This window comes from Amycolatopsis nalaikhensis, assembly GCF_030264295.1.
Taxonomy (GTDB): domain Bacteria; phylum Actinomycetota; class Actinomycetes; order Mycobacteriales; family Pseudonocardiaceae; genus Amycolatopsis; species Amycolatopsis nalaikhensis.
In genome coordinates this window covers 3,539,759-3,553,695 of the sequence record NZ_CP127173.1, presented here as the reverse complement: position 1 = coordinate 3,553,695, position 13,937 = coordinate 3,539,759, and the positions used below count along the sequence as shown (strand labels likewise).

9 protein-coding genes and 1 pseudogene are annotated in these 13,937 nt (G+C 73.1%); 3 read left to right on the top strand and 7 right to left on the bottom strand.

Annotation, left to right across the window (positions count from 1 at the left end; genetic code table 11):
* Positions 1-5 precede the first annotated feature (5 nt).
* Positions 6-1,322: a DUF2079 domain-containing protein gene (locus QP939_RS17635; RefSeq protein ID WP_285457864.1), complete on the top strand. Its 1,317-nt coding sequence runs from the start codon at positions 6-8 to the stop codon at positions 1,320-1,322.
* 200 nt (positions 1,323-1,522) lie between these two features.
* On the opposite strand, the gene QP939_RS17630 is transcribed toward QP939_RS17635, so the two are convergent.
* Positions 1,523-2,080 (bottom strand): DUF4232 domain-containing protein, encoded by a 558-nt coding sequence (locus QP939_RS17630; protein WP_285457863.1) that lies wholly within the window; start codon positions 2,078-2,080, stop codon positions 1,523-1,525.
* Between the two features lie 123 nt (positions 2,081-2,203).
* Positions 2,204-2,938: a CHAT domain-containing protein gene (locus tag QP939_RS17625; protein ID WP_285459776.1), complete on the bottom strand. Its 735-nt coding sequence runs from the start codon at positions 2,936-2,938 to the stop codon at positions 2,204-2,206.
* Between QP939_RS17625 and QP939_RS17620 the strand changes: the two genes are divergently transcribed.
* Positions 2,910-5,552, top strand: a complete 2,643-nt coding sequence (locus QP939_RS17620) for a hypothetical protein (RefSeq protein WP_285460056.1) — start codon at positions 2,910-2,912, stop codon at positions 5,550-5,552. The genes QP939_RS17625 and QP939_RS17620 overlap by 29 nt on opposite strands.
* 255 nt (positions 5,553-5,807) lie before the next feature.
* Here QP939_RS17620 and QP939_RS17615 read toward each other — a convergent pair.
* Both QP939_RS17615 and QP939_RS17610 read right to left on the bottom strand, forming a co-directional pair.
* A pseudogene (locus QP939_RS17615) lies at positions 5,808-5,891 on the bottom strand (RNA polymerase sigma factor); the annotation flags it as partial.
* Positions 5,892-6,004: 113 nt separating this feature from the next.
* Positions 6,005-7,207, bottom strand: coding sequence for a S8 family serine peptidase (locus QP939_RS17610; protein WP_285457862.1), 1,203 nt, complete (start codon positions 7,205-7,207; stop codon positions 6,005-6,007).
* Positions 7,208-7,809: 602 nt separating this feature from the next.
* Between QP939_RS17610 and QP939_RS17605 the strand changes: the two genes are divergently transcribed.
* Positions 7,810-10,845 (top strand): RHS repeat domain-containing protein, encoded by a 3,036-nt coding sequence (locus QP939_RS17605; protein WP_285457861.1) that lies wholly within the window; start codon positions 7,810-7,812, stop codon positions 10,843-10,845.
* A 95-nt stretch (positions 10,846-10,940) separates the two neighbouring features.
* On the opposite strand, the gene QP939_RS17600 is transcribed toward QP939_RS17605, so the two are convergent.
* The 3 genes from QP939_RS17600 to QP939_RS17590 form a co-directional block, all read right to left on the bottom strand.
* A complete protein-coding gene (locus QP939_RS17600) occupies positions 10,941-11,816 on the bottom strand; it encodes a sigma-70 family RNA polymerase sigma factor (protein ID WP_285457860.1) in 876 nt (291 codons plus the stop codon).
* An 80-nt stretch (positions 11,817-11,896) separates the two neighbouring features.
* A complete protein-coding gene (locus QP939_RS17595; protein WP_285457859.1) occupies positions 11,897-12,559 on the bottom strand; it encodes a hypothetical protein in 663 nt (220 codons plus the stop codon).
* A gap of 68 nt (positions 12,560-12,627) precedes the next feature.
* On the bottom strand, positions 12,628-13,854 hold the full coding sequence (locus tag QP939_RS17590) for a S53 family peptidase (protein WP_285457858.1): 1,227 nt from the start codon (positions 13,852-13,854) through the stop codon (positions 12,628-12,630).
* Between the last annotated feature and the right edge of the window lie 83 nt (positions 13,855-13,937).

Below are 13,937 nucleotides of genomic sequence, written 5' to 3'. Positions count from 1 at the left end.
CCGCCATGCTGATCGCTCTCGCGCCCGCTCCGGCGCGCACGCGCCTCCGGGCGCCCTACGTCGTCGCGGGGGTCGCCTTCGCCGGGTACGCCGCCTGGTCGCTGCAGCGGCTCCGGACGTTCGACGCGAGCGGCTTCGACCTGGGGATCTTCGAGCAGGCGGTGCGGTCCTACGCGCACGGGCACTGGCCGATGTCGGACCTGCTCGGGCCGGGCGCGCCGACGCTCGGCGACCACTTCCACCCGATCCTCGCGCTGCTCGCGCCGTTCTACTTGCTCTGGCCGTCGCCGGGAACCCTGCTGCTCGCTCAGGCCTTCCTGCTCGCGCTTTCGGCCGTGCCGGTGACGCGCTGCGCGTCGCAGGTGCTCGGGGCTCGCCGCGGCGCGGTCGTGGGTGCCGGGTACGCGCTGTCGTGGGGACTGCTGTCCGCGGTGAACTTCGACTTCCACGAGATCTGCTTCGCCGTGCCGATGCTGGCGTTCACCGCGGAACACCTGCTGCGCGAACGGTGGCGCGCGGCGGTCTGGTGCGCGCTGCCGCTGGTGCTCGTCAAGGAGGATCTGCCGCTGACGCTCGCCGCGGTCGGGCTGGTGCTGGTGCTCAACCGGCAGCGGCGGCTCGGCTGGGCGGTGGTCGGCTTCGGCGTCGCGACGTCGGCGTTGCTGTTCCTGGTCGTGCTGCCCGCGCTGAACCCTTCGGGCGCGTACGCGCACAACGGCGGCTTCAACCCCTTCGGCGGCTCGATCGTGAAGGTGTCGATGCTGCTGGCCTTGGTCACGCCGACGGCGTTCGCGGCGTTGCGTTCGCCGCTGCTCCTCCTGGCGGTGCCGACGCTGCTTTGGCGGCTGGTCTCGGCGAACGACCGCTACTGGGGCATGGGCTACCACTACAGCGCGGTGCTGATGCCGATCGTCTTCATCGCGGGCGTGGCCGGGGCCCGGGGATCGCGGCTCGGACGGCTGCTCCCGGCGTTCGCGCTGGTGGCCGGGCTCGGTTCGGTCGGACTGCAGGCGGCGCACCTGACGGACGGGCTCTGGACGCCGTCGCAGCGAGCGGGCATCGACGCGGTGCTGGCCCGGATCCCGGACGGCGCCACGGTGCTGGCGTCCAACCGGCTGGCCCCGCGGCTGACGTCCCGCTGCACGGTGCTGTTCTTCGACGGCGAGTCGCCGTCGCGGCCGGAGTGGGTGGTGGTCGCGAAGCCGGAAACGTCCTGGCCGACCACGCTGGAGTCGAAGGCTTACGCGGCGGCCGAGCTGGAGCGGACGGGGTACGTGCGCGTCGACGGGACGGACTCCGTCGTGCTGCTCCACCGTGCGTAGAGAACACCGCAGCGGTAACCGGCCAGTCGGGGGGCGTGCCGGCCGGTTACCGCCGCAGTGAGGAAGAGGGGACCCCGCGCCAGGAATGACGCGCGGCCCCACGCTTCACCCGATCGAGTGACGAGCTGCGGTAAGCGGTCGTGAGTGTTTAGGGCGGTTAGAACCGCCCTAAACACTCACGACGAGGTGCGGCAGGGCGGTCAGGACGGGTCGGCGAGGATGCCGTTCACGTACGTGCCCGGGTGCGTTGCCGCGTCCTGGCGCAGCACCGGCAGGTCCGACGGCCAGTCCGCGGTCAGCGCCCGCGTCTGGCCCGGCGGGATCGTGTTCAGCTTGGTCGGCGTCCATGACTTCCCACCCTCGGCCGGGGTGAGCACGGTGATGGTCGCCGTCGCCGTCATGCCCGGCGTGACCTCGTTGTACTTCACGCCGTTGTCGACGCGCGGCAGGTGGTAGACCGGCCCGAACGTCGGGTCGTCCGGGCCGACGAGGTCGACGCCCGGCACGCCGTACAGCCCGCACGTGTGGTTCGAAACGTTCTTGTAGGTCAACGGGACGTCGAACTGGCCCGGCGCGTCGCTCTTCTCGGCCGGTTTGCCCAGCGAGAGCGACAAATCCGCGGTCGTGCAGCGCGGCGTCTTCGCGGCGGCGGGAGCGGCAGCCGCCGGTCGTGGCGCCGCCGCGGCCGATGAACAAGCCGCGAGCGCGAACGCCCCCGCCACCGCCGCGACCCCGATCGTGATGCGTTTGCCGAGCATGACGTTCCTCCCTGCGTCGAAGATCGAACTCACAGGGAAGATGCCCAGCGCCCGCCCGGGGATGCGCCGGAATGGGGTCAGTCACCCGAAAGCAACCCCATCGGGATTCGCACGTCAAAAGAATCAACTGCGGCCGAAACACACGAACGGCATCAAGGGTTCGGCCCGCGCCGCGTCCGCCAGCGCCCGGGCCGGGGACGTTCCCGCGGACAGTGCCCGGTGGTAGGCCAGCATGACCCCGCCCGCCGTCCGGTCGTCGACCCGGGCGACGCTCGAGACGACCGTCCGGCTCCCGCCGTAGAGCAGGGCCGCGGTGAAGCCCAGCACCTCGTCGCCCGCGCGGACCACGGCCTGGCCGACGTCGCACGAGGACAGCACCACGTGCTCCGGCGCCGTCGAAAGCTGTTGCACGTCGTAGGCCATCAGCGGCCCGTCGGCCAGGTTGAGCCGCGAGAACAGCACGTTCTCCTGCTCGTGGTGGCCGTGCGCGGCGAAGTGCGCCAGGCGGCAGCCGTCGAACGCCTTGAGCGTCGCCGAAACCGTCGCGTCCGGGCCGGTCAGTACTTCGGCGTCCGGGTACAGCGGCGCGAGCCGGGCGACCTCGGCGTCCGCGTGCCGCAGGTCCGAACCCGCGACCAGCAGGGGCGCTCCACGCGCGCGGCGGGGACGTCGGCCCGCGGCGAGCCAGGCCGACGACGACGGCGTGACCGTCACCGGGCGGCCCCGCACCGTCGGCAGCAGGCCCCACGGGATGGCCGACAGCGCGCCGGTCGGCACGACGACGACGTCGAGGTCGCCGAGCCGGGACGCCAGCGGGGCCAGCAGGATCGTGTCCAGCGCGGTGACCTGCGTCCGCACCGACCGGCGGATGACCTGGTCGAGCCGGGGCGGCAGCTGGCGACCGCACAAGGCGTCGAGGTCGCTGTGCAGCCGCGCGACCGGCTCCGCGACGGCCGCCGCCGGCCCGAGCTTCCACCAGCGCCACGCGGTGGTCCGCGATCACCTGCGCGCACAGGCTCCCGTGGTCGGCGAGGAAGCACACCATCGCGCTGCCGGTCGCCGCGAGCTCGTCGCCGATCTCGCCGAGCTTCGCCTCCGGGTGGTCTTCGTCGGTGCCTTCGGCCTGCCAGCCTTTCGCGCGGATTTCCCGTTCGAGCGCGGCGCACCGCCGGACGGCCTGGGCGTCCGGCTTCCCGGACAGCTCGCCCGCGCGGATCTGCATCGAGAGGAACCGCAGTTCCGCGACGGCGTCGACGACCTGCGGGTGCGACGGCGGCCGCACCGGCCGGAACCGGAACGCCTGGGCGCGCGACCGGTCGAGCCACCGGAAGACGACGCCGGGCGAGCGCTGGGCGAGCGCCGCGGCGAGGCCCGCGTCGGCGAGTTCCTTGCCGAGCGACGTCGTGCCGGTCTGCAGGTCGATGCTGCCGAACCGGCCGCGGTGCCGCCGCAGCAGCGTCAACCCGGTGCGGGCGTTGGTGAAGGTGACGCGCCGGTTGCCGCTCGCGGCCCCGAGTTCGGCCAGCGCGAGCCGCCGCACGAGGCGGTTTTCCAGCGGCGCGGTCCGGCGGTCGCGGGGCGCGATCCCGGCGCGGGCGGTGTCGAGGTCGCCGAGGGCGATCCGGGCGCGCGCGGCGAGCAGTGCGGCGATTTCGGCGTCGTTGCGCAGGCCGAGCCCGGTGAGCCGGTCGGCGAGCGCGGTCGCTTCGGCGGCGACGCGGGCGATCCGCCGTCCGGCTGCGAAGTCCGCGCGCAGCACGGTCAACTGCGCGACGGCGGCCCAGGTTTCGTTGCCCCGCCGGCGAAACCGGCGTTCGGCGCGCCCGGCCCAGCTGCGCGCGGCCGACGGCTCCCCGCTCGCCAGCGCGGCGAGCGCGCGGGTCAGCTCGGCTTCGGCGTGTTCCTGGTTCATCCGCAGCCGCGGGAACTGTTCGAGCGCGGCATCGAGCTCGGCGGCGGCTTCCTGCGGCAGCCCGGCGGCGAGCAGGGCCCGCGCCTTGTCGACGGCCAGCACGGGCAGCATCCCGACACTCTGCGCGGCGTAGAACCGGCTCGCCGCGTCGAAGTCGCGCAGGGCACCGGGGATGTCGCCGGTGAGGATGCGCGCCTGCCCGCGGCCGTGGGCGGCCTTCGCGAAGATCCGTTCGAGGCCTTCTTCGGAGGCTTGCCCGGCGCTGATTTGCTCGCACTGGTCGAGATCGGCGAGGGCGAGCCGGACGCGCCCGGCGTACTGGTGCAGCATGGCGCGGTTGAGCAGCGTCCTGGCGAGCACGACGAACTCGCCCGCCTGCCGCAGCAGCGGGATGGCCTCGTCGAAGCACCGGAGGGCTTCGTCCATCCGGCCGATCAGGATGAAGACGAGCCCGCGTTGCTGGCGCAGGATCCCGCGCCCGGCGTCCGAGACGAGGGCGTCGGCTTCATCGAGCAACGCGAGCCCGCGGGCGCTGTTGCCGAGCGCGGTTTCGACGGCGGCGTAGGTGCCGAGCACGCGCGTGGCGAGGTCGGGCCAGCCGGGCCATTCGGGCGGCGGCTGTTTCGCGGGCAGGCCGAGCAGTTTCGCGGCGGAGCGGATGAGGCGGCTGCCGACGACGGGCTGGCCGTCGTTGGTCGCCGCGACGGCACGCCGGTGCAGGTCGCGGACCCGGTCTTCGACCTTCGGGGACGCGACCACGGGCTGCCCTCCCGGCCGGAGCCGTCCCCCTCGGCCGAGAAGGACGTCCCGGATCGTACCTCCGGACCGGGCGAATCAGGCACCTCACGTTTTCAGCTCAGCCCGCGCGAGCTGAAGGGGACGTTCCTCTCATGTGACGCGCTGAAGGGCCCTTTCCTCGCATGTGATGCCAGCAAAGTCCCCTTCAGCCCAGCCGGTCAGAGCTCCGATGGCCGGGGTGCTCACCGTCCTCGTCCGGCCCACGGTCCGCACCAGGACCTGCACCATCCCGTGCGGCACTCCGCTCACCGCGAACCGCCCTTCGGCATCCGACGTCGTCGTCAGCGGCCCGGTCGCCGTGCGCACCTCGATCGGGTGCTCGGCGGGCGGCGTCAGCCAGCCGTCCAGCCGCATCGACCCGCCCGGCTCCGGGCTCACGTTCACCATGATCGTCAGGCTCTCGCTGTCGAACGTGATCAACCGACCCTGCTCGGCCGCGCTGCGGGCGACCGGCAGCCCCTCCTGTTCGCGGATCCGCATCACCTCGAGGTCGACGTCCTCCAGCTGGATCGCGAACCGGATCTGGTCCACCAGCGTGGCGGGCATCGGGTCGGCGTCTTCCCACAGTTCGCGCAGTCCGGCCAGCAGCCGGAAGTCGAGCTCGTCCAGCGGCTCGTTCGCGCCGGGTGGTTCGACGGTGGTCACAGCCAATCTCCTTCGCCGTTGGCGAGTAGCTGCTCGCGCAGGCGCGCGAGGCAGCGTCCCCTGGTCGGGCCGATACTCCCCCTCGGCATGCCCAGCCGGGCGCCGACTTCGGCGTAGTCCGGCCGGTGCACGAACGCCACGATCCGCAGCAGGCTGCGGCAGCGTTCGGGCAGGTTGTCCACCGCGCGCCACAACCTCGCGCGCTGGTCGTCGCGCAGCACCCCCTCCTCGGGTGCCGGCGACGCTTCGGCCAGCCGCTCCGGGAAGCTCCGGCAGCGGCCGTTCGACCTGGCGTTTTTCCCCAGTCCGCCAGGCCTCCCGCTTGGTGACGGTGATCAGCCAGCCGGTCAGCGCGACCGGTGAGCGGATCTCCGCGAACGCGCCGAGCAGCCGCAGCCACGCCGTCTGCACGACGTCGCCCGCCTGGTCGGCGTCCAGCCCCTGGTCGCGCGCCACCTGCCAGAGCAGCGGCGTGAGCAGGGCGACGAGCTCGTCCAGCGCCGCGCGGTCGCCCTCCCGCGCGGCGTCGAACAGGGCCGCGACGCGGCCGTGGTCGGTCTTGGCCGCGTTCACAGCAGGCCCAGCGTCGTCCAGGCGCGCTTGACGACCGTCTCGCGGTCGACGGTGCCCAGGTCCCCGGCCTGGGCCAGGTACTTGCCGATTTCCGCAGCGGCCAGCGGCGCCGCGAACGACGTCCCGTCCCAGACCGCGAAGCCGGCGCTGTAGTCGTCCGGGTCGAACGAGCTGCGGCCGTGGTCGGGCACCTCGTGGTCGGCGGCCGCGGTGCCGCGGACGTCGGCCGGGTAGGTGCTGACGACGCCGGCGCCGGTCGCCCAGCAGCGCACCCACGGCCCTTCGTTGGAGAACAGCGCCTTGGTCCCGGTGACGTCGGGGTTGAGCGCGCCGACGCTGATCAGCTGCGGGCCGCTGCCGTCGCCGAGCGGCTGGTCGGCGAACGCGGCCGGGTAGAAGCGGCGGGTGGTGGCGTCGTTGCCCGCGGCCGCGACGACGACCACCCCGAGGCCGAGCAGTTCGGCGATGACCGAGCCGAACAGCCCGGTGTAGGCGAGGTCGGCGGGGTTTTCCTCGTAGTAGCCCAGCGAAAGCGAGACGACGTCGACCATGTCGTCGGGCCGGTTGTCCGCCTGCGCGCGCCGGACGCGGTCGGCGAGCAGGTGCAGCGCGAGCAGGACGTCGCCTTCGTACGCGACGCCGTCGCTGTGCACGACGCGGATCGCGAGCGTGTCGGCTTCGGGGCAGGCCTGCCGGATGATGCCGGCGATGAACAGGCCGTGCCCGGTGTCGGTGTCGACGTCGCCGATCAGCGGCTGCCCGGTCGTCGGCGCGTCCCAGTAGTCGGTGAGCAGCTGGGTCGGCAGGGTGCTGCCGGAGTCGATCTCGGCCTGGAGGATCGCCGCCTGGATGTCCGGGGCGACGGCCAGCCCGACGCCGGCGGGCGGTGGCGCGCTGCGGTCGGTCATCCCGAACCACCGGTGCGGGCCGATCCCGGTGTCGAGCACGGCGATCACCGGACGCCGGTGTTCCGGCTTCTCGCTGCGGTGGGGCGGGTCGGCGGCGAGCGTCACCGGGATCCGGTTGGCGCCGCGCGTACGCCCGTACGAGCTGCCCGCGCCGAAGCCGCTGGTCTCCCAGGGCGTGCCGCCGAGGCCGCTCGTTTCCCACGGCACGCCGCCGAACACCGGCGTCGTGAACAGCAGGTGCTCGACGGAGATCGCGGCGGCGACCTCGCGCTCGAGCTTCGCCCCGCTCACCCGCGGCGCGCAGCAGCTGCAGGGCCTTCCAGCAGTCGACGGCCACCGGGTCGGAGTCTTCCCGGACGTGCAGCACTGCCCGCACGGGCAGGTCGCCGAGCTCCCGGACGCGCTCGGCCTGCTCGCCGCGTTCGGCCGGAGCGGCGTAGATGCCGATGCGCTGGAGGACGTCGTTGATCGAGTTCAGCGTCGCCTGGTCGCGCGCGAACCGGCCGGGGATGAGGAACACGCCCGGCCGGTAGACGGTCGTGCGCGGGACCGGCTGCCCGGCCACGACGACGGCCGTCGCCGGGTCGAGCACGCGCGCGCCGTGCCGGTCGAGCAACTGTCTCGGCGGGGCCGGGAGCTCGTTGAGCGTGCTCGCGTCCTCCGCCGCCACTTCCGCGGTCTCGTCCCGCACGAACCTGACGACCATGGGGTCCACCCTCCTGCTGCCTCAGCCCCCGCGTGATCACTGCTGGCACCCGGGAAAGACCGGGCGGCCGGAACTGGGATACGACACGGACGTCACGAATGCATAACGTCGACGGCAAACGGGTGACGACGTATCTGGCGGCCCCACCTCACCCACTTGGCCGTGAAAAGTCACGAGGGAGATCGCCATGGCTCTGCTCCGGTCGGGCACGCAGGAGGCCGTCTTCACCCCGGACCCCGCGACCGGCGGCGGCAGCCTCACGATGCCCCTCGACCTGCCGCCGGGCCCCGGCGACCGCGCGCCCGCGCTGGCGCTGCGCTACACGACGGGCGCGGCGAACGGCCCGTTCGGCGCCGGGTTCGCGCTGCCGCTGCCGCACGTCCGGTCGGTGGCCGGGCACCCGAAGTCCGGCACTGAAGACAGGCTCGTTCGCCAGGACGACGGCGTCGTGCTGACCACCCGATCGGGGCTCCGGCACTTCTTCGGCCGCGGCGACGGCTGGTACCTCGACCGGACCGAAGACGCGTTCGGCAACACCACGGCGTTCGGCTGGGCGCACCACAGCGGGCAGGCGTACCTGGCGAGCGTGGCCTACGGACCGTACGAAGTGGACTTCGGCTACGAGCCGCGGCCGGACGTGCTGCGCTGGGGCCGCGGCGGCACGCTCGTCACGACGGAGCTGCGGTGCGCCCGGATCGACCTGCGCGTGCCGGGCGACGCGCGCCCGCTCGTCCGGCGGTGGAGCCTCGGCTACGGCACCGACGACGTGACCGGCGCGTCCCTGCTGACGTCCGTCGCGCTCACCGGGTTCGACGCGCACGGCGCCGAAGCGGCCGCGCCAGTGCTGCGGCTGGCCTACGCCCGCACGGAACCCCCGCCCTCGCGCCGGGTCCAGCTGGCCGCGAAGGCGTGTTCGGGCGGCAGTGTGCTGCTGCTCGACGACGGCGCGGTGCCGTACTACTCGCTGGCAGAGCTGCCGCGCACGGGACGGCTGAGCGAGATCGACAACGGGCTCGGGCTGCGCACGTCGATCGAGTACGCAGTGGTCGAGACGGTCACGGTGGTCCGGCGCGTCACGGCGCAGACCGGCGTGACGGAGTTCGAGTACCACGACGGCTTCTCCCGCGTCGTCCAGGACGAGGTGGGCGACGAGCACGCGCCGACGTTGCGGACGGTGCGCTGGTTCGACGACGGCGTCCTGCGACGGGCGGAGACCTACGGCCTCGACGGCTCCCCGGAAGCGGACAGGCCGTACCGCCGGGTCGAACACACGCGTCGTCCACAATGGACACGCACGGTGACGACGGAGTTCGAGCGCCGCGAGACACCCGTGTCGGTCACCACGACCGAGACCGCGTTCGACGCGGCGGGAAACCCGACGCGTGAGGTGGAGACGACGGAGCGGTCGGGGCACGAGCCGGAGGTGCGCGAGACGCGCACGACGTACGCGACCGACCCGGACCACCGGTTCGCGGCGCTGCCCGCGCGGGTCCGCACGGTCGACGGGGCCGGGAAAGTCTTGTCGGACACCCTTTTCCGCTACGACGAACGCCCCGACGGCAGCGCGGGCGCGCACGGCCTGCTGACGGCGCGGGAGGAGCTGGTGCTGACCGACGCGCTCGCCGCGGACGTCTACGGCGCGCACCTGCCGGACTTCCGGCACCACGGGTACCACCGCCGTCCGGGCGAGGACGGCTGGTGGGCGACGACGTTCCACGGCAGGCTCGACACGGTCACCGGGCTGCGCACGACGACGACCGGGCCGCTCGGCCACACGCACGAGGTGCGCTACTCGGCCGACCGCTGTTTCGCCGAGGTGGCCACCGATCCGCTCGGGAACGTGACGGTGACGCGGCACGACGTCCGAACCGGGCGGGTGTGCGAAGTGACCGACCCGGCGGGCGCGGTGACGACGGTGACGCACGATCCGTTGGGGCGTCCGGAAACCGTCGTGCGGCCGGGCGACACGGCGGACCTGCCGACGGTGCGCCACCACTACGGCCCGGCGCGGGTCACCACGGAGCAGCGGGCGGTGTCGGGCGAGTCGGAGGTGCTGGTCACGACCGAGCTGCGCGACGGCGCGGGGCGGTTGCTGGAGAGACGGCACGCGGAACTGCTCGGCGACGTCGTCGAGGAGCAGTACGAGTACTGCGCGCGTGGGTTCGTTTCCCTTGTCCGGCAGGCATTTCGCGCGGGCGGCCCGCGTCCGGCACCCACTGAGTTCCACTACGACGCATTGGGCCGCCCACTTGCGGCGACGGCGACGGACCCGGCGCCGTCCGGGACCTGGGACCTGCTCGGGCGGGAGCTGCGCGAGGTGGGCGGGGTGGTGCACGTCCGGGACGCGGCGGGGAACCCGGTGGAGTCGCGGACGCCGGGCGGGCACACGGTGTTCCGGGTGCACGACGCGCTCGACCGGGTGGTGGCGATCCTGGTCGACGACCCGGGCGGGATGCCGGTGACGACGTTCACCTACCACGACGGCGGGCTCCCGGTGCCGATCGGCGCGGGGCCGCACAGCTGCGGGCGGCTGGTGCGCGTCGCGGACGAGTCGGGGGTGACGCTGTTCGGGTACGACGCGCTGGGCCGCCCGGCGGAGAAGCGCTGGCGGCCCGCACATGTGGCGGTCGAGTACCGCCTCGACGTGGTGCGCCGAGCCGACGGCCAGCTGTCGGAGGTGGTGTACCCGGACGCGGGCGACGGGCGGCTGACGGTCCGGCACCAGTACGACGAGGTGGGGAGGCTGGTGAGCGTGCCGGGCTACGTCGAGGCGGTGCACTACGACGTCCGCGGCCACCGCACGGCGGTCCGCTACGCGAACGGCGTCGTCGAGCACTTCGCACCGGGCCACGGGATCATCGGCCCGCGCGGGCTGCGTCGCGAGATTTCCCCAGGACGGGTCCCGGAAAGGCGATCGGGAAGCGAGATCCGCGACGCGTTCGGGAGGTTGCGAGGGGTCCACGGCGACGACGGGGTCAACGCGCTGTACGGCTACGACCACACCGGCCGCCGGGTCCGAACGCTGGTGACGGAGGGGCCGAGCATCCACGAGGTGCTGACCCCGGACGAGCTGTACGCCATCGAGGACGGCGAGCTGGTGGTCGTGGTGGCTGGTTCGGTCCGGCAGTACGCGGACGGCAGGCGCCGCTACCTCCACTTCGACGACGCGGGTGAGGTGGCTTTGGTGACCGACGAGCAGGGTGAGCTGGTCACCTCTCCCTGACCCGAGCGCCCCAATGTGGCCTTCGGTGCGTGAGACGCAACCAAGGCGGCCTTCGGTGCGTGAGACGCAACCAAGGCCGCCTTGGGGCGCTCGGGTCAGTCCAGGACTGCCAGGTCCAGGCGGCTGAGCCGGTCCGGGTCGGCGAGGATGTCGATCTCCACGATCCGGCCCCCCGCCACCGTGAACCCGAGCACCGAGAACGGGCGCCCCTCGCGCGTCGCGACCACTCCCGCCGCGCCGTTGACCAGCGCCCGCCGCACCACTCCGCCGCCCGCTCCCAGCCGGGAGAACGTCAGTGCCTGGTTCGCCACCGCCGCCGCGCCGCGGACCTCGACCGAGTCGTCCGGGCCGCGGTCCGCGCGCAGCACCACCTCGGGGTCGAGGACCGAGACCAGTGCCTCGAAGTCGCCGCCGCGGGCTGCCGCCAGGAACGCGTCGACCACCTCTCGCTGGCGGGCCAGGTCCGGGTCGGGTGCCACCGGCGCGCCCTGCACTCGCCTTCGCGCGCGGCTCGCCAGCTGCCGCGTCGCCGCTTCCGAGCGGCCGACGATCGGGGCGATCTCCTCGAACGGCATCGCGAACATGTCCCGCAGCACGAACGCCAGCCGCTCGGCCGGGGTGAGCGTGTCGAGCACGACCAGCAGCGCCAGCCCGACCGAGTCCGCCATCAGCGCCTCGTCCTCGGGGCCGGCCTCCTCACGGCTGACGATCGGGTCCGGCACGAAGACGTCCAGCGGCTCCTCGCGCCGGGCCTTGCGCGACCGCAGCATGTCGAGGCACACCCGCCCGACGACGGTCGTCAGCCAGCCCGCCAGGTTCTCGACGGCGCCGGCGTCGCTCCGGCTCAGCCGCAACCACGCCTCCTGCACGGCGTCCTCGGCCTCGGTCAGCGACCCCAGCATCCGGTAGGCGACGCCCCGCAGGTGCTCGCGGTGGTTCTCGAAGCGCAATGCCAGGAAGTCGTCGTCCACGGGGTGCCGTCCTTCGTTCTCGTGCCGTCACCACCTTGACGGATCCCGCGCGGGAGATGTGACACGACCAACGGCGGACCTCACTGGGCCAGTTCGCGCCGCACCCTCGCCGGGTCGATGTCGACGGCGAACCACGTGCCCGGCTGCTCGCTCGGCTCGCTCCACGCCACCGACACCCACAGCTCGGCGTAGTCGCCGCGCTCGACCGCGGGCAGCTGCCACGTGATCGTGGTCCCGGTCAGCTCGACGGCGTCGTCGGCCAGCTGACCGGACCAGTACGGCGGCACGTGCTGCCCGGCCCGCGAGCAGTGGCGCAGCGTTTCGACGTCGGGGCCGCCGACGCTCACCACGGCGTCGGCGTTCTCGACCGTGAAAGCGTCCAGTCGCTCGCCGGTGCTCGGGCCGCCCTCGGCGTCCCCGGGCACGCCGGTCAGTTCGGCCTGGACGACGAACTCGTCCAGCGATTCCCTGGCCAGCACCCGGAAGATGGTGGTTTCGCGGGTGACCGGCGGGAACCCGTCGGGCAGGCGCGGCACGCTGGGCCCGGCGAGGACGTCAAGCCGCACGGCCCGGTGCCGCCACCGGCTGAGCCGCGCGCCGGAGCCGAGACCCCAGGTCAGCTCCGGGCGCGCGGGCACGTCCCAGCCGGCGACCCGCACCGCGAACCGCACTTGCCCGAGCGGGGTGACGACGTCGAGCGCCCGCGGCGGCACCGCCCGCGAAAGCACATCGGTGTCCAGCATGCAGACATCCTTACCCCCGCATTGCGAAGGCGAAAACGCCGCACGCGAACGTCACCCGTCCGTGGACGTCAGAACCCGGCGGTGCCGTTCGGCGTGCCGAGCCCGGTCGGTCCGTCGTACCCGGCACCCGCCGTGCAGAGGTACGTCCCGCCGCAGCTGCCGTTCGAGCCCGACGTGACGTCGTTCAGCCCGTCCGTGTGCGCGTACGGGTAGGACCCCGACGTCACCGAGTTCCCCGCCAGCGCGTAGACGCTCGCCACCACCGGGGAAGACAGGCTCGTGCCGCCGACCTGGATCCAGCCGTCCGCGCCCTGGGCGAGGCCGAGCGACAGCAGCAGGTCGCAGAACGACGAGCTGCCGCAGCTGTTGTACGTGTCGTAGACGCCGAGCCCGGTCGCCGGGTCCGCGACGGCCGAGACGTCCGCGACCGTCCTTTTCGCACACCCGGTGTCGTGCTGCCACGCCGGTTTCGGCTCCAGCGCCGAACACCCGCTGCCGCTGCCCTTCCACGTCGTTTCCGCCCAGCCGCGCGCGGTCCCGGTCGCCTTCTTCAACGTCGTGCCGCCCACCGCCGTGACGTACGGGGACGACGCGGGCCAGCTGACGCCGTAACCGGAGTCGCCGGACGACGCCGTGACCGCGATGCCCGGGTGGTTCAGGTGCGCGTCCGCGGCGAGGATCGTCGAGTCCTCGGTACCGCCGTAGCTGTTGGAGATCGCCGCGACGCCGGGGGTCGCCGCGGCCGTGTCGACCGCCGTCATCAGCGGGTCGGAGTCCGGGGAATTCGCTTCCACCAACAGGATCTTGCAGTCGGGGCAGGTCGCCGACACGGCGTCGAGGTCGAGGCTGATCTCCATCGCCCAGCCGTAGTCCGGCGCGGGCAGCGGGCTCGCCGCGCCGTTCTGGTTGACCTTCTTGAAGCAGCCGTTGGCCGTCGTGCACGGCGGAAGTCCCCGTGCGGCACGGAATTTCGCGAGGTCGGCCTCCGCGGTCGGCGCGTCCATCGCGTCCACGATGGCGACCGTGCGGCCGTTCGCGTGCAGGCCGCCGAGGTGGTAGGCCGCTTGGATTTCGGCCGGCCCGTAGCCGACCGGGGTCGAGGTGAGCAGCGGGCCGGAGCCCTTCGGTGAGCGGACCGCCTTGCCGAGGCAGTGGAACTTGCCGGAGGTGGCACAGCCGAAGTCGGCGAACGCCTTCAGCGGTGCGGCTTCGGCGGGCGCCGCGACGGCCACCGAAAGCGGGGCCGCCACGAGGGAAAGGGTGATGAGGGATCGGAACAGCCGCGAACGCGCCATGCTACTCCTCGGTAGGGGACCGGGTGTGGCACGGGATCGTCGCATGTCACCCGGTCGTGGTCACCCGCTCGAAGGATGTTTCT